This is a genomic window from Glutamicibacter sp. St.4D3, assembly GCF_059728615.1.
Genome location: NZ_AP039380.1, coordinates 568163 through 583811, shown reverse-complemented (window position 1 = coordinate 583811; position 15649 = coordinate 568163). Strand labels below are relative to the sequence as shown.

Here is a 15649-nt window from a genome sequence, read left to right as displayed (position 1 = left end):
CACCGATGAGCATAGAAATGACCTTGCCGCTGGGCGACACCCTCAACCCGGGCCAGCACCGGCTTTCCCGGATCCAGATCGTGAACTGGGGCACCTTCCACGGCCTGCACACCCTGCAGGTGGACCGGGCCGGGACACTGATCACCGGGCACCCGGGGGTGGGCAAGTCCACGCTTTTTGACGCGATGGGCCACCTGTTCTTCGCCACCCCGAGGCTGAACGAGTCCGCCAACGACGCGGCCACCCGCGAGGATCGGCGCACCACGTTCTCCTACATGCGCGGACGCAAGTTCAAGACCGGCTCGGGCACCGTCTACCAGCGGCCCGGGGCCACCTGGAGCGCGGTCAGTCTGGGCTACGAGGACGGGATGGGCAACACGGTCACCGCCGCGGCCGTCTTCGACCTGCCCGAGGCGGGCCTGGAGAACCAGGTCTCCAAGCACTACCTGCTGTGCGAGGGGCCGCTGGAGGTGGCCGAGCTGGAACACCATGGGGCGCGGCGCTTCACCGTCTCCTCGCTGCAGAAGCTGCTGGACCCGGCCGAGGCGTTCGACACCCACAAGGCGTTCGTGGAACGGCTGCGCCGCCGGCTCGGGGTGGAGAACGACAAGGCCTTCGCCCTGCTGCGCACCCTGCAGAATGGGAAGGGCCTGGCCAAGGGCGTGAACCAGTTCTTCCGCCACGAGGTGCTGGAGGAACCGGCCACCTTGAAGGCCGCGGCCGCGGCCGTGGAGGACTTCGCCCACCTGCGCGGCATCTACCGCCAGCTGGACACCGCCCGGCGCCAGCGCGACGTGCTGGCCCAGGTGCCGGCACAGAACCGGCAGTACGCGGCCCTGGCCGAGCAGATCGCCGGGATTGAGCAGCTGGTGAACACCCAGCTGGCCGAACTGGAGCAGGCCGTGCGCGCCCAGGTGCTGCGCCGGGACCTGCAGGTGCACACCACGCAGCTCTCCACGCTGCGCGAGCAGGAGGGGCAGCTGCAGGCCCGCAAGGAGGAGCTGGCCGGCCAGCTTGGCCAGCTGCGCCAGCTGCAGGACGACACCGGCGCCCAGGCGCTGATGCTGCTGGAGCGGGAGGCCGATGCGGCGCGCAAGGCGCTGTCCGAAAAGGAGAGCGTGCTGCGTGCCCTGCACGAACAGGTCACCCAGGCCGGGCTGAGCTTTGACTTCAGCGCCACCGGCCTGGATGAGCTGCGCGCCAATGCGGCGCGCACCGTGCAGCAGCTGGACTCGATCACCAAGGACGCGCAGACCGTGGAGTACGAGGCCATGGCCTCGCTGATGAACCTGCGCCAGCGGGCGGCCAACCTGCAAAAGCAGATCGACTCCTACCAGCGGCGCACCAGCAACATCGATGACCGTTCGGTGGCCGCCCGGCGGGCGATCGCCTCGGCCAGCGGCGTGCCCGAGGACCAGCTGCCCTTTGCCGGGGAGCTGATGGACGTGGCGGCCAGCGAGGCGGGCTGGCGCACGGCCGCGGAAAAGGCGCTGCGCACCCTGGCCCGCTCGATCCTGGTCCCCGGGGAGCATTTGGCTGCGGTCACCCACGCCATCGACCAGCTGGACGGGCTGGGCCGGATCCGCTGGGTGGACATGTCCCAAACCCCCAAGCCGGCGGTTGCCGGGGCCTCAGACCTGGTGAGCAAGCTCGAATTCATGTCCACCGCCGCCGGGCACTGGCTGCAGGCCAAGATCACCGCCGACTATCCGCTGGTGTGCGTGGAAAACGATGCCCAGATGCACCGGCACGCCAAGGCGATCACCCCGGCCGGCACCCTGAAGTCCGGCACCGGCAGCTTCGAACGCGACACCCGCAGCCTGCCGGTCTCCGAGCACCTGCTGGGGTTCACCAACGAAGCGAAGATCACCGAGCTGCAGGCCAAGCAGGCCCGGCTGCAGGAGCAGATCGCCGACGCGCAGGCCGCCGCCGACCAGCGCAGCGCCGCCAAGGAGCAGGTGCTGGCCAAGGCGCGGGTGCTCCAGGCCCTGACCGAGGATGATCGCAGCTTCGCCCAGCTGGACACCTCCGCGGCGCTGGAGGCGCTGCGCCGCAGCGAACAGAAGCTCGGGGACGCGCTGAGCCGGTCCGGGGACTCCTCCGGGCTGCGTCAGCAGCTGAAGCAGGCCCAGACCGAATCCGATGAGGTGATCGGCCAGCTGGCGCTGATCCGCTCCCGGATCCAGGAGCTGGAGGCCGAGATCGCCAAGGCGCGCCGGGTGGTGCAGGCCCTGGGCGAGGAGCAGGCCGACGCCCGGCAGCTGCTGGGACGCCTGCCCGAGGGCGTCACCCAGCTGGAACCGGTCAAGACGGTGATCGGTGCGCTGCAGCAGGCCGAGCACGCCGACCCGGCGCAGCTCACCACCGTCTTCGCCGAGGCCCGGGTGCAGCTGACCGGTGAACTGGGCACCCTGAACGCCGAACGGGTGGCGGTGGCCAACGAGCTCAGCGACACCTTCAAGCGCTTCGCCCGCGAATTCGGCACCTCCCACGCCCAGACCCACGGCACCGGGGCGCAGGCCGGCGAACACTATGAACGGCTGCACGACCAGATCGTCGCCGAGGGCCTGCCGCACCATGAGGCCCAGTTCCGCGAGTACTTCGCCAACCGCTCCTACGAGCGCTTCAGCGACCTGCTGCAGCTGCTTGACGAGGAACGCAGGATGATCGCCGAACGCATCAAGCCGCTGAACCAGATCCTGGCCGACGTGCCCTTCGAGCACGGATCGATCCTGCGCTTCGAGGTGGAGCCGGCCATCCCGGCCGAGGCCGGAACGTTCCGCCGCGAGCTGAAGCAGGCCCTGAACGAGGCCTACAGCACCCGGGAGGAAAGCACCCTGAAGCGCTCCTACGCCGCGTTGGAGGCAATCGTGGAGGCGCTGGCCGACCCGGGCCGCAGCTCCTGGCGGGCCACCGTGCTGGATGTGCGCCACCACGTGGTGATCCGCTGCGATGAGCACAAGCCCAATGGCGAGGTGGAAACCGGGCTGGAGCCCGGAACCCTCTCCGGCGGTGAGGGCCAGCGCTTCACCTCGTTCGTGATGGGCGCCGCCCTGGCCTACCAGCTGGGCTTCGCCACCGCCGGGTTCACCTCCTACGGCACCGTGATGATCGACGAGGCCTTCATCCAGGCGAACTCGGAATATGCCGCCGCCGGCATCCGGGCCCTGCAGGAGTTCGGCTTCCACCTGGTGCTGGCCGCCCCGGAGGACAAGATCGACTTGAGCAGCCACCTGGGCTCCATCACCGACATCATCAAGCACCCGGGCTCGAACATCTCCGGGTTTGTCACCACCGGGCGCTCCCCGGCGATGGCCACCACCATCGCGCTGCGCGACTAGAAGGGGCGGCGGGCGGCGGCGTTGGTTGCCGCGGCCCCAACCTTGTGGTTAACCAGGTGAAGGGCTGGTCCCACCATCAGGTGGAACCAGCCCTTCACTGTGCCCAGCCCCGGAGGGCTACTCGGTGGCCAGGCCCTCCACCGGGGAGAGCTTCGCGGCCCGGCGGGAGGGGGTCAGCGAGGCCAGCAGCGCGGCGACCAGGCTGACACCCAGCACCAGAGCCAGCTGCAGCCACGGGATGTCGAAGTACACCGTGCCCACGGCCGCCAGGGTGCTGTATGCCCCGAACATGCCGTAGATGACGCCCAGGATCAGGCCCAGCAGGGCGGCCACCCCGCCGATCAGCACCGCCTCCACCGCCAGCATGGAGCGCAGCTGCTTCTTCTTCAGGCCCAGGGCCCGCAGCAGCGAGTTCTCCCGGGTGCGTTCAAGCACCGAGAGGCTGAGCGTGTTGGCCACACCGATCAGCGCGATCAGCACCGCCACTGCCAGCAGGCCGGAGACGATCATCAGCAGCACGTCGATGATCTGGGAGAACATCGCCTTCTCGGTCACCCCGCCGCTGACCAGCGCCTGGTCAACGTTCAGGGTCTTGGAGATCTGCTCCACGATCTGCTTGACCTGGCTGTCGCTGACCGAGTCGTCCAGGCGAACCAGGGCACCGCCCATCACCTCTTCATGCTGCAGCCCGATCCGCTGCGCGGTGTCCTGGGTGATCATGTTCGGCAGGTAGCTGGCCGAGGAGGTGACCAGCTTCAGCTCATGCCCCTTGATGGTGGCCGTGGTGGCCTTGGCGTCCCCGCTGGCCCCGGTGGCGTACACCAGCTCGCCGTCCTGCGGCAGCGGGGCGTTTTGCTGCAGCACATCCTGCAGGGTCGTGGTGTCCACGATGAACAGGTAGGACTCGTCGCTGGTGCCGTTGTCCAGCTCGATCTTCGGTGCCCCGGATTCGTACCGGCTCACCGCCGAGATCCCCTCAATCTGGCGCAGCTGGGTTTCCTGCGCCGGGTTCAGGTCCCCGGACTGGACCATCAGGTCCACCGGGTATTCCTCGGTCAGCCCCTGGTTCAGGGACACCTTCGCGCTTTGCCCGCCCACCATGATCATGGACACCAGGGTCACGCCAATCAGCAGTGCCGTCGCGGTGGCCGTGGTGCGCCCGGGGTTGCGCACCGAGTTCAGTGCCGCCAGCTTGCCGGCCACCTTGCCCCCGGAGACCAGGCGCCCGATGCCGTACACCGCGGAGGGCACGAACAGCGAGGCGAGCATCAGGATGCCGGGGAAGGAGAACAATCCGCCCAGGAAGGCGATCGGCAGCGACTTGAGCATCGCCCCGGCCACCAGCCCGGCGATCCCGGCCAGGGCCAGGATGGCGCCAAAGACGATCCGCAGCTTGCCGGCGCGGTTCTTCACGCTGGCCGCGTCAAAGGGGCGCAGCGCCGCCAGCGGGGCCAGCTTCATGGCCCGGCGGGCCGGGACCCAGGCGGAGAGCACGGTCATCACGATGCCGATGGCCAACGGCACCAGCAGCACCTTCAGATCCAGCGCCAGGGTGGCGTAGGCCATGTCCGGCACCGTCACCTGCAGCAGCTTGATCAGCCCGGCCATCAGGCCCACCGCGGCGGCCACGCCGAGCAGCGAGGAGACCACGCCGATCAGCAGCGCCTCAATGAGCACCGAGGAGCGGATCTGCCCCCGCTTGGCCCCCAGGGTGCGCAGCAGGGCCAGTTCGCGGGTGCGCTGGGCGATCACCACGGAGAAGGTGTTCATCACCACCAGGCCGGTGACCACCAGGGCCACCAGGGCGAAGATCAGCAGCACCACGGTCAGCTGGTCGGTGCCGCCGGTGAGCTGGGCGACGTCCTCGATGATCTTTTCATCGGCGGTAAGCACCGAGGCGCTCTTCACCGACTGCTCGGCCAGTTCTTCGCGCAGCGCCTGCGCGGCGGCGGAAACGTCACCGGAGGCGTTGACGATCAGCTCATCCAGTTGCGCCTGCTCGCCCATCAAAAATTCAAAGGCGTCTTCGGACACGCCCACCTGCATCATCCCGCCCATGAACGGGTCGGCGCTGGGGGCGCTGAGCCCCACGATGCGCACTTCCTGCAGTCCGTCCTCGCCGCTGACCCCGTCCAGGGCGACGACGTCCCCCAGCGAAAGGCCTTCCTCCTGGGCGCCCTTCTCATCGACGGTGATCTCGGTTTCCTTCGTCGGGGCCCGGCCCTCGATCAGGTTCAGCCCGGAGAAGCGGTTCTCGGCGGAGACCGGAACCAGCCAGGCGCCGAACGCGTTCTTGTCGGTGCGCAGGCTGGTGCCGGCCCGCACCGAACCGTAGGCGGTGGACACCTCGGGCAGCTTGCGCACCGAGTTCAGCACGTCCAGGGTCATGGGCTTGTCCGACTCGGTGCCGTAGTCCTCGTTCTTCCAGTCCTGGAAGGCCACCAGGTCGGCGTTGCGGTAGACCTCGCCCACGGAGTTCTTCAATGTGGCCCGGGTGGAGGTGTCCACCGCCAGGCTGGCCCCGAGGAATGCGGTGCCGATGGCCACCGCCAACACCGCGGCGATGTAGCGCCGCGCATAGGTCTTGATATTCGCTAATGCGACGTGAAGCATGATCAGTCCTACTCCGCCAGGTTGGCCAGCGCGTCGGTCACCGAGGCAACGGTCGGCTCGGCCAGCTTGCCCACCAGCTGCCCGTCCTTCATCAACAGCACTTCGTCGGCGTAGGAGGCGGCCACCGGGTCGTGGGTGACCATGATGATGGTCTGGCCCATTTCGCGGGTGGAGGCGCGCAGCAGGGACAGCACTTCGGCGCCGGTGCGCGAATCGAGGTTGCCGGTGGGTTCATCGCCAAAGACCACCTCGGGGCGGGTGAGCAGGGCGCGGGCCACGGCCACACGCTGCTGCTGGCCGCCGGAGAGCTCGTGCGGCTTGTGATCCAGGCGGTCGTTCAGCCCCAGGATCCCCACCACCTGCTCGAACCAGGCCGGGTCGTGCTTCTTGCCGGCCAGCGCCAGCGGCAGCAGGATGTTGTCCCGCGCGGTGATGGTGGGCACCAGGTTGAAGGACTGGAAGACGAAGCCGATCTGTTCGCGGCGCATCTCGGTCAACTGGTCGTCGCTGAGCTGCATCAGGTTCTTGCCGCCGATCAGGATCTGCCCGTCATCGGCGGTGTCCAGCCCGGCCAGGCAATGCATCAGGGTGGACTTGCCGGAGCCGGAGGGGCCCATGATGGCGGTAAAGCGCGAACGCACGAAGGAAACGTCAACGCTCCTCAACGCCTCGACACGGGTCGAGCCGTGCCCGTAGGTCTTGGTCAGGCCCCGGGCCTGCACGGCGAAATCTGTTTCCACAACGGTTTCTTGATTCATAGTCCAAGACTACAAACCCGCATGCCACCAAGGGATCGGCCAAATGAACGGTGTTTGGCGCCACAGTGTCATACCAGGGGTGGAGAGCTGCGCCCACCGGCCGTCGCAGTGCCGCAAGGCACGCGCCCCACACGATCAGCAGTCCACGTGGTATTCGCTCCGGCGATGTGAGGCCGGTTCGATCTGGAAGGTCGAGTGGCTGATGCTCACCTCGAAGTGCTCGGCGACGCATTGCTGCAGCAGGCGCAGCAGCTCGCCGGTGGAGTCCGAGGAGAACATTTCATCGGCCACCACCACGTGGGCGGTGAGCACCGGAAGGTTCGAGGCGATCTGGCTGGCGTGCAGGTCATGCACCGCCAACACCCCGGGCAGCTTCTCCAGGTGCTGGCGCACGTCATGCAGGTCCAGGCCCCGGGGGGTGGATTCGAGCAGGATGTGGGTGGTCTCCCCCAGCAGCTTCAGTGCGCGGGGCACAATCAGCGCGGCAATGAACAGTGCGGCCAGCGAGTCGGCGGTGGCCCAGCCGGTCAGCCAGATGACCACTGCGGCCACAATGACCGCCACCGAACCCAGCGCGTCGTTCAGCACCTCCAGGAACGCGGCGCGCATGTTCAGGTTGTCCTGCCGCCCGGCGAAGATGATCCACATGGAAACCAGGTTGCCCAGCAACCCAATTACGCCAAAGACCAGCAGGCCGGTGGACTGGATCTCGGCCGGTTCAAAGATGCGGCGCACCGCGTCAATGGCCGCATAGATGCCCACCGCCAGCAGCAGCGCCGCCTGCAGCGTCGCGGAGAGCACCTCGGCACGTCGGAAACCCCAGGTGCGCTGGTCGGTGGATTTGCGCATCACCAGGTTGGCGGCGGTCAGCGCCATCAGCAGCCCCAGCGTGTCGGTGAGCATGTGGGCGGCGTCCACCAGCAGCGCCAGCGAGTTGGTCAGCAGCGCCCCGACGACCTCGGCGATCAGGATCGTGGCGGTGATGCCAAACGCCCAGGCCAGGCGTTTGCGGTTCATCTCGGCCAGGCCGTGGTCATGGGAGTGGTCATGGGACACTGTGCAGCGCCTCCTGGTTGGAATTCGGGCCTTCGTGTTCGTCGAGCCAGTGGTGCTCGCCCCGCTCGGCGCGCACCAACGGTCCTGCGTGTTTCAGCAGGGTCTGCAGCCCCGCCTCGTCGTTCAGCGAGTAGAGGCTGGAACGCCCCACCGAACGGGCCTTGACCAGGTTGCCTTCGCGCAGGCACGCCAAATGGGCGCTCACGGTGCTTTGGGCCAGGCCCAGGTGCTCGGTCAGTTCCTTGACCTTGTGCTCCCCGGTCTTCAGGTGTTCCAGGATCATCAGCCGCATCGGGTCGGCCAGGCAGTGGAAGAGGGCCGCGGTGCGTCGGCGGGTCACCGCACCCGCATCTTCATCGGTCACTGACTCTATTATCGCCATATAACGATGATAGCAGGAACGGACGCGAGGGCAAGCGGGGCCAGGCGGCAGTGGCAGGATGGTGGCATGGGAGATTTAATCATCGGGGTCGACGGGCTGGCGCGGCCCCCGTGGGCAGCCAGCAGCGAGCTGCTGCGTGAGTACTACGACACCGAATGGGGCATGCCCATCACCGATGAGCGCGGCCTGTTTGAGCGCCTGAGCCTGGAGGCCTTCCAGTCCGGCCTGTCGTGGGCGATCATCCTGAAGAAGCGGGAGGACTTCCGCCGGGCATTCGCCGGCTTTGACCCCGACGCGGTCGCGGCCTTCGGCCAATCGCAGATTGACCAGCTGCTGCAGGACCCGGGGATCGTGCGCAACCGGCGCAAGATTGAGGCCACCATCAGCAACGCGCGGGCAACCGTCGCCCTGCGCGCCGCCGGCGGATTATCGGAGCTAATTTGGTCACACCGCCCGCAGCACACCCCACAGCCGGCCACCCTGGCCGAGATTCCCACGCAGAGCCCCGAATCGGTGGCGCTGTCCAAGGCGCTGAAACGGGCCGGCTTCAGGTTCGTGGGACCCACCACCATGTTCGCGCTGATGGAGGCCATCGGCATGGTGGACACCCACCTGCTGGGTTCGCACCGCCGCGGCAGTTCCGGAATCTGGCGACAGTGACGCACCGGTTCCGCCTCACCTCCACCGGGGCGCTGGATGTGGCGCATCTGTTCCAGGTGCTGCAGGTGCATTCACTGCCCATTCAGGAAACCCTGGATCCGGCGCAGGGCACGATCACCCGGCTGTTGCGCACGGCCACCGGCTGGCAGCTGACCGAGCTGCGGGTAGATGCCGGCGGCGTCGGGGTGACCACCGAGGCGCCGGCGAGCGCCGAAGCAGGGCTGCGGGACGCCGTGACCCATTGGCTGGGGTTGGCGCAGGACGGCACTGCGGGATTGCGCCGCCTGTCCAGGGATCCATTGCTCAGCGCCTGCGCCCGAAGGCATCCGCACCTGCGCCTGATCAGCTACCCGGATTTCTTTGAGGCCCTGGTGACTACGGTGCTGGGTCAACAGATTTCCACCCGTGCCGCCCGCACGCTGGCGCTGCGGCTTGTCACGGCACTGGGGGTCGAGCACGCGAGCGGGTTCCACGCCTTTCCAGAGGCCGCGAGGGTCGCCGGAACATCGGTTCCCGATTTGGTGTCCATCATCAGGTGCCCCGCCTCCCGGGCGGCAACCTTGCAACGGGTGGCCCAGTGGTACCTGGATTTCGGCCCGTCGATGAAGGCCCCGGCCCCGCAGCTGCGCCAGAGTCTACTGGCCCTGAAGGGAGTCGGCCCGTGGACGGTGGATTATGTGGCGTTGCGCGGGCTGCGCGACCCGCGCGTCTTCTTGGCTTCGGACCTGGTGGTGCGCCGCGCCCTGCAACTGCTGGGCTGGGAGCAGAAGGCGTCCCTGCTGGATTGGGAAAAGGACAACGCGCTGGCGACCGTGCTGCTCTGGAAGGTCGCGGGCGAACTTGGCGCTCCGCCAGGCGCAGGCGCGCTACCGATGTGAGGACGGCCCTGGCTCACCCAGGCAAATCTCACGCAGCCAAAACCCGGACTTAAAACAGAAGAAGCGCATCAAGGCGTGCATGCTTGATGCGCTTCATTCTGCGAATCGGCTGACTGAGCAGGTCAGCCGTTCCCTTTCCCTTTTACTTCAAGCCGGCTAGGCCGACCACCGCCGGGGATTGAGCAAGTCCCGTGACGGCTCTTGGTCGACTCGCATCGACCAAAGTCAGCGCCTCCCCCGACCACACACGGGGAAGGCTCCGCACTAAGCATACGACACCCCACCACAATAACGTCAAGTGCATCTGGCTTAATTTTTCAAAGCTTTTCTTAGGTGTGTCTAATCTAAGAAAAAGCGGCCCGGAGCGGGTGTCGCTCCGAGCCACTGCGGGGCCAGGCCCCTAGAATCTTCCGCCGCTGACGCTATTTTGCCGGCGCCGGCTCCTCGTCAAAGATCTGGCCGATGGCGCTGCGCTTTTCGGCCTGGAATTCATCCTCCACCCGGCCGTAGGCCCAGTACGCGGACAGGGACATCGCCTGGCGCTGCACTTCGCGCTCCCCATGGAAGTACATGCGCAGTTTTTTCATGACCTCACGCTCGCCGTGGCAGAAGATCTGCACCTTGCCCTCGGGCCACGGCACCTGGCGAACCGCCTGTTCAAGGATGGTTGTCTGCGGAGAGAACGGCGCATTGCGGTGCAGCCAGGTGATCTCGATGCCCTTCGGCGCCTGGAACTGTACTTCGTCCTTGGCATCGTTGACCTCGATGATCACCCGCCCAACCATGTCCTCATCCATGGCCTCCAGCGCGCAGGCGATGGCAGGGATCGCGGTTTCGTCCCCGACCAGGAACTGGAAGTCGTACTCCGCGCTGGGCGCATAGCGTCCGCCGGGACCGCTGAAGCAGATCTTGTCACCGACCTGCGCGTCGCGTGCCCACGGCCCGGCCAGCCCCTCGTCCCCGTGGACCACAAAGTCGATGTCCAGTGTCCGGGCCTCGGTGTCCACGTTGCGCACAGTGTAGGTGCGGCGTACCGGCAGATCCTGGGCCGGGAGAATGGCCCGCAGCTCATCAAGGTTGTAGGGCGGCTGCAGCCCCAGCTCGGGCTTGGCGAAGAGGATCTTCACGTAGCGGTCGGTGACCTCCTTGTCCTGGTAGTCGGAAAACCCTGGACCGCCGAAGGTCAGGCGCACCAGGTGCGCGGAGATCTGCTGGCGAGCCACCACTTCGAGCACTACCTGCGGACGCACCGGACGACGACCATCACTCTTGGCCACAAAAACACCCCTTGAACTAATAGGTTAGATATAGCTAGCCTAATTCATTTTTGGGCCCAACGGCACCTAGCGCCCAAAGACCGGCCGCCCCTGGAAGGGTGCCAGCCCGGCGCGTTCGGCCTCACTCAGGCGCTGTACCCGCGAGCTGGCGGTGTCAAAGAAGGCCAGCGTGGTGGTGGCCCGCACACACAGGGTGTCCTCCACGGGATCCCGGAATTCATAGCAGATATCGAAGCTGGCCGGCTTCACGCTTGCGATCCACAGGTCCACGTTGACCGGGACGTTGCGGTATTCCAGCGGTCTGGAGTACCGCACGCGGTGTTCGACCACCAGGATCTGGACCCCGGCCGGGACGGCGGAGAAGATATCCACCTTCGGACGCATCCCCGGCGCGCCGGTGCCCCCGGGCACGCCAAAGCCGGCGATGCGCGCCTCCTCCATGAGCCTGATCAGGTTCACGTTGTTCACGTGCCCGTACGCATCCATGTCGCCCCAGCGCATGGGGACCTCGACGCGCAATACGGTTCCGGCTTCCATCGTTTTATCCCTTTCCGTCATCGGCCTGGCTCCCGGACTCCGGCGCGGCTGCGGCGCCACGCTTTTCACCTTCCAGCAGGCCCAGTTGCTGCAGCCGCAGCGCGATGCGCGATCCGTCGGCCTCGTAGACCCAGTCGGTGTCCGGGGTGGACATTTGCAGCTCGTGGGAGCGACCGCCGGCCAGCACCGCCTCGGATGGGGTGAGCTGGCGGATGACAATGGCACGCACGTGCTGCGGATAGCGCCGAGCGAACTCGGCGTAGGTGCTCGGGTCATGCTGCCCGTCGTCACCGATCAACACCCAGCGGATGTTGGGGAACTCGTGGGCCAGGCGGCGCAGCTGGTCCACCTTGTGCTGGACTCCGCTGCGGAACCAGGCACTGGGAGTGGGTCCCCAGTCGGTGAGCAGCATGGGCCCCCGGGGATAGAGGTTGCGGCTCAGGAACCGGTTCAGGGTCTGCGCGACATTCCAGGCGCCGGTGGAAAGATAGATGGTCGGGGTGTTGGGGCGCGATGTGACCAGCCGCTCCATCATGACCGCCATCCCGGGGGTGGGCACCCGGGCATGTTCGGAGAGCACAAAGGAGTTCCAGGCCGCCAGCAACGGCCGGGGCAGCGCGGTGACCACCACGGTGTCGTCCACATCGCAGATCACCCCGGTGCGCTGGTTTTCGTCAATGACCAGCACCTCGGTGCTGGCTCCTTCCCCCTGGGCCACACTGACATCCACCCGGTGCCACCCGGGGGTCAGGTCGACGCTGAGCTTGGCATCAATCACCCCGCCGCGGTCGGCGTGGACCTTGAAGTCCTGGCCGGCCACGTGGACCATGACCTCGGCGTAAGGCAGGATCGGGGAAATGAAGTTTCGAAAGCCGCGAATCCCGTCCTCGATCATCTGGGCCTTGTGTCGCCCGTTTTCGAAGAATCCCGGACGCGCCAGGGCGACCCGGGCGAAGACGCGCACCCAGCCCCCGTCGCCGCTGCTGTATCCATAACCCAGATACGGCATAATGATGGGACGCAGCCCCCGGCCCTGAGCCCGACGGGCGCGCCAGCGGTGAAAGCCGTCTTCCATGCGTGCGGCAATATGGCGCGCGGTGCCGTCAGTTGCAGCATGAGTCATGCAACCAGTCTTTCACGACTGGCCCCGACTGGGGGTGTCGCCAGAAATTTGTGCCCGAATGCACTGGACTTTTTCTACAGGACGTAGAAAACTGAGGGTATGAGATTTGAACACGACAATGACGATCCGGTCCTTAAACTGACCGAGGAACAGTGCTGGGAATTGCTGGCCCATAGCGCCCACGGACGTGTTGCCACCGCCGCGGCGGGCATCATCGACATCGTTCCCGTGAATTTTGCCGTGCACAAGGGCTATATTTTCATCCGCACCGCTCCGGGCAACAAGCTCGCGGCAATGACCGTGAACTCCTCCATCGCCTTCGAGGCCGACGGGGTGCTCTCCGACGAAGCCTGGAGCGTCGTGGTGCACGGCACCGCGGCCGTGCTGGAAAGCGAGGAGGAGATCCGCGAGGCCCGCGAGTCGGGCGTCACCCCGTGGATCCCCACCCTGAAGGACGCCTGGGTCCGGGTCAAGGTCGAGCGGATCTCCGGACGCCACTTCATCCTCGGCGCCCAACCCGAGGTTACCGACGAGGCCTGATTCCCGCTTCACCCGCCCTGCCCCGCGCCGGGCGCCACCACGCCAGGGGACCGGGAATTCTCGCGGTCCCCTGACGTTTCCCATCGGCGGTGCCCGACGCTAGGAGTAGTCGTAGAACCCGGCGCCGCTCTTGCGTCCCAGACGGCCTTCGGCGACCTTCTCGGCTATCAGCGGGTGCGGCTTGTCGGCGGCGTCGCCGGTCTCGGCGTAGGTGGCCTGGGCGATGAAGTCGATGACGTCGATGCCCACCAGGTCCATCAGTTCAAAGGGACCCATCGGATGTCCCAGCGCGGTCTTGGCCGTGGTGTCGATGTCCAGGAAACTGGCGACCCCGTTGGCGGCCAGTTCCAGCGCCTCGCGCTGCAGCGCGCCCATCATGCGGTTGGCGACAAACCCGGGGACCTCCTTCTGCACCAGCACCGGGTCCTTGCCCATGGCGCGCGCCACCTGCATCACGGCCTCCACGGTGGCGTCACTGGTGTGTTCGTTGCGCACCACCTCGACGCACTTCATGACCAGGGCCGGGTTGAAGAAGTGCATGTTGCACACCAAGTCCGGGCGCCCGGAAGCCTGCGCCACATGCGAGGAGGCCAAGGTGGAGGAGTTGGTGGCCAGGATCGCGTGTGCCGGGGTGCTGCGGCCCAGCTGCTCAAAGAGCGCCTTCTTGACCTCCAGCTTCTCCACGGCCGCCTCGATCACCAGATCCGCGTTGCCGGCCGCCGCGTCCAGGTCGGTGCTGCGTTCCAGCCGGGCGAGGGCCGCGTCGGCATCGGCCTGGGTCAGCTTGCCCTTGGCCACCCGGCCCGCGGCCCACTTATCCAGTTCCCGCCCCGCGGCCTTTAGCGCCTCGCCGGAGATGTCGTTCAGGGTGGTGTTGTAGCCGGCCAGGGCCGCGCTCATGGCGATCTGGCGCCCCATGGTGCCCGCCCCGATGACCAGGATCCGCTGTATCTGCATCGTTGTCCTTCCGATTCCCGTGCCCGTGCTAGCCGCGCAGGTAGGTGGTGGTGGTGTGCGTATAGAATTCGCGGGCCGCAGCCCCTTGTTCCTTCGGCCCGTATCCGGAGGCCTTGGCCCCACCGAAGGGTACGTGCGGGTCGGCCCCGGCCGATTCGGAATTCACATGCAGAATACCCACATCAAGCTGCTGTTGCGCGCGAATCGCCGTGGCCAGGTTGGTGGTGAACAGCGCCAGGCTCAGCCCGAACTCACTGTCCTGGGCGGCGGCGAAGGCCTGCTCGGCGCCGGCGACCTGGATGACCGAGAGGATGGGGGCAAAGAATTCCTCACGCCATCCCGCGTTCTCACGCCCCCGCGGCCCCTCGGGCAGCTGCAGGATGATGGGCGGCATGAACCCGGCCTCCTGCGGGGCGGCGCCCCGATAGCGGATGCTGGCGCCCTGCTCCAGGGCACGTTCCAGCCCCTGCTGGGCCGCATCGCGGGCCCGGGCATCCACCAGTGGACCCATGTGCACCGCCGCGTCCAGAGGGTCCCCGGTTACCCAGTCATCGAGCCGGGCGGTAAGCCGGCCCAAGAAGTCCTCGGCGATGTCCGCGTCCAGGATCAGCCGTGAGGTGGCGGTGCATTTTTGGCCAGTGGAGCGAAACGCGCCAAACAGCACCTGCTCCACGGCCAGTTCCAGGTCCGCGTCGGCCAGCACCACCGAGGCGTTCTTGCCGCCCATCTCGGCCTGCACCGGGACCCCGCGCGCCGCGCCGGCGGCGCACAGCTGGCGTCCGACCCCGGTGGAGCCGGTGAAGGACAGTCCGGCCAACCGCGGGTGGTCCATGATGGCATCGCCCAGTGGGCCCGGGCCGATGACCAGGTTCAGCACCCCGGCGGGCAGGCCGGCGGCCTGAAGGGCCTCGACCAGCCGCATTGCCAGCAGCGGCACCAGGCTGGCGGGCTTGAACACCACGGTGTTGCCGAAGATCAGCGCCGGGGCGATCTTCCAGGCCGGAATAGCGATCGGGAAGTTGAACGGGGTGATGACCCCCACCACACCCAGCGGCTTGTGGGTCACCAGGATTTGTTCCCCGGCCCGTGGCGACTGGAACACCGTGCCGGCATCGCGTTCGGCCTGCCCGGCATAGTAGTCAAGGATCTGCGCGGCCCGGCGGACTTCACCAATCCCCTCCGCCAGCGTCTTGCCTTCCTCCCTGGACAGCTCGGCGCCCAGCTGTTCGGCGCGCTCACGCAGCCAGGCTGCGGCCCGCTGCAGGTAGCCGGCCCGGGTGGCCATGGGGGTTGCCGCCCAGTCGGCGGACGCCGCGTGCGCCGCGTCCAGGGCCTGCCCGACCTGTGCGGCGGTGGCCGCCGCCCCCTGGGCGAGGGTTCGTTCGGGGGTGGCCGCAGCACTGGAGCTGACCTGCTGCCCCTGGCCGGGAACCCACTGGCCATTGAGGAATTGACGCAGCTCGACCACGGTGTTCTGTTCCTTCATATGCCTGACTTTCTAGATGCTGCCCGCTGGAGGAGGCGGTG

Annotated in this window: 13 protein-coding genes; 4 read left to right on the top strand and 9 right to left on the bottom strand. The window is 67.2% G+C overall.

Annotated elements, in window-relative coordinates:
• Positions 1-5: 5 nt before the first annotated feature.
• Positions 6-3341: an ATP-binding protein gene (locus AC6I21_RS02745; RefSeq protein ID WP_497763051.1), complete on the top strand. Its 3336-nt coding sequence runs from the start codon at positions 6-8 to the stop codon at positions 3339-3341.
• A gap of 117 nt (positions 3342-3458) precedes the next feature.
• On the opposite strand, the gene AC6I21_RS02740 is transcribed toward AC6I21_RS02745, so the two are convergent.
• The 4 genes from AC6I21_RS02740 to AC6I21_RS02725 form a co-directional block, all read right to left on the bottom strand.
• A complete protein-coding gene (locus AC6I21_RS02740) occupies positions 3459-5954 on the bottom strand; it encodes an FtsX-like permease family protein (RefSeq protein ID WP_497763050.1) in 2496 nt (831 codons plus the stop codon).
• An 8-nt stretch (positions 5955-5962) separates the two neighbouring features.
• A complete protein-coding gene (locus AC6I21_RS02735; RefSeq protein WP_374700223.1) occupies positions 5963-6694 on the bottom strand; it encodes an ABC transporter ATP-binding protein in 732 nt (243 codons plus the stop codon).
• Positions 6695-6847: 153 nt separating this feature from the next.
• Entirely contained in the window at positions 6848-7768 is a 921-nt protein-coding gene (locus AC6I21_RS02730; RefSeq protein WP_246049706.1) for a cation diffusion facilitator family transporter, read from the bottom strand.
• Positions 7758-8132, bottom strand: a complete 375-nt coding sequence (locus AC6I21_RS02725; RefSeq protein ID WP_281283955.1) for an ArsR/SmtB family transcription factor — start codon at positions 8130-8132, stop codon at positions 7758-7760. The genes AC6I21_RS02730 and AC6I21_RS02725 overlap by 11 nt, the downstream gene beginning before the upstream one ends.
• A gap of 84 nt (positions 8133-8216) precedes the next feature.
• On the opposite strand from AC6I21_RS02725, the gene AC6I21_RS02720 reads away from it, so the two are divergent.
• Both AC6I21_RS02720 and AC6I21_RS02715 read left to right on the top strand, forming a co-directional pair.
• Complete coding sequence (locus tag AC6I21_RS02720) at positions 8217-8810, top strand: DNA-3-methyladenine glycosylase I (RefSeq protein ID WP_497763049.1); 594 nt, start codon at positions 8217-8219, stop codon at positions 8808-8810.
• The gene (locus tag AC6I21_RS02715; protein ID WP_346921486.1) at positions 8807-9688 is read left to right on the top strand and encodes a DNA-3-methyladenine glycosylase family protein; all 882 of its coding nucleotides are present in this window, start codon (positions 8807-8809) and stop codon (positions 9686-9688) included. The genes AC6I21_RS02720 and AC6I21_RS02715 overlap by 4 nt, the downstream gene beginning before the upstream one ends.
• A 422-nt stretch (positions 9689-10110) precedes the next feature.
• On the opposite strand, the gene AC6I21_RS02710 is transcribed toward AC6I21_RS02715, so the two are convergent.
• From AC6I21_RS02710 to AC6I21_RS02700, 3 genes are all read right to left on the bottom strand, one after another.
• The gene (locus AC6I21_RS02710; RefSeq protein ID WP_171021090.1) at positions 10111-10965 is read right to left on the bottom strand and encodes a siderophore-interacting protein; all 855 of its coding nucleotides are present in this window, start codon (positions 10963-10965) and stop codon (positions 10111-10113) included.
• 66 nt (positions 10966-11031) lie between these two features.
• The gene (locus AC6I21_RS02705; RefSeq protein WP_138174768.1) at positions 11032-11502 is read right to left on the bottom strand and encodes an acyl-CoA thioesterase; all 471 of its coding nucleotides are present in this window, start codon (positions 11500-11502) and stop codon (positions 11032-11034) included.
• 4 nt (positions 11503-11506) lie between these two features.
• Complete coding sequence (locus AC6I21_RS02700) at positions 11507-12625, bottom strand: App1 family protein phosphatidate phosphatase (RefSeq protein WP_138174770.1); 1119 nt, start codon at positions 12623-12625, stop codon at positions 11507-11509.
• A 99-nt stretch (positions 12626-12724) separates the two neighbouring features.
• On the opposite strand from AC6I21_RS02700, the gene AC6I21_RS02695 reads away from it, so the two are divergent.
• The gene (locus AC6I21_RS02695) at positions 12725-13165 is read left to right on the top strand and encodes a pyridoxamine 5'-phosphate oxidase family protein (protein WP_054820856.1); all 441 of its coding nucleotides are present in this window, start codon (positions 12725-12727) and stop codon (positions 13163-13165) included.
• Positions 13166-13264: 99 nt separating this feature from the next.
• On the opposite strand, the gene AC6I21_RS02690 is transcribed toward AC6I21_RS02695, so the two are convergent.
• Both AC6I21_RS02690 and AC6I21_RS02685 read right to left on the bottom strand, forming a co-directional pair.
• The gene (locus AC6I21_RS02690) at positions 13265-14122 is read right to left on the bottom strand and encodes a 3-hydroxyacyl-CoA dehydrogenase family protein (RefSeq protein WP_138174772.1); all 858 of its coding nucleotides are present in this window, start codon (positions 14120-14122) and stop codon (positions 13265-13267) included.
• 28 nt (positions 14123-14150) lie between these two features.
• Positions 14151-15608, bottom strand: coding sequence for an aldehyde dehydrogenase family protein (locus AC6I21_RS02685; RefSeq protein ID WP_497763048.1), 1458 nt, complete (start codon positions 15606-15608; stop codon positions 14151-14153).
• Positions 15609-15649 lie beyond the last annotated feature (41 nt).

Coding starts and splice junctions, on each gene's coding strand:
- AC6I21_RS02745 (WP_497763051.1), top strand. CDS start 6: ATGAGCATAGAAATGACCTTGCCGCTGGGCGACACCCTCAACCCGGGC.
- AC6I21_RS02685 (WP_497763048.1), bottom strand. CDS start 15,608: ATGAAGGAACAGAACACCGTGGTCGAGCTGCGTCAATTCCTCAATGGC.
- AC6I21_RS02700 (WP_138174770.1), bottom strand. CDS start 12,625: ATGACTCATGCTGCAACTGACGGCACCGCGCGCCATATTGCCGCACGC.
- AC6I21_RS02690 (WP_138174772.1), bottom strand. CDS start 14,122: ATGCAGATACAGCGGATCCTGGTCATCGGGGCGGGCACCATGGGGCGC.
- AC6I21_RS02695 (WP_054820856.1), top strand. CDS start 12,725: ATGAGATTTGAACACGACAATGACGATCCGGTCCTTAAACTGACCGAG.
- AC6I21_RS02705 (WP_138174768.1), bottom strand. CDS start 11,502: ATGGAAGCCGGAACCGTATTGCGCGTCGAGGTCCCCATGCGCTGGGGC.
- AC6I21_RS02740 (WP_497763050.1), bottom strand. CDS start 5,954: ATGCTTCACGTCGCATTAGCGAATATCAAGACCTATGCGCGGCGCTAC.
- AC6I21_RS02720 (WP_497763049.1), top strand. CDS start 8,217: ATGGGAGATTTAATCATCGGGGTCGACGGGCTGGCGCGGCCCCCGTGG.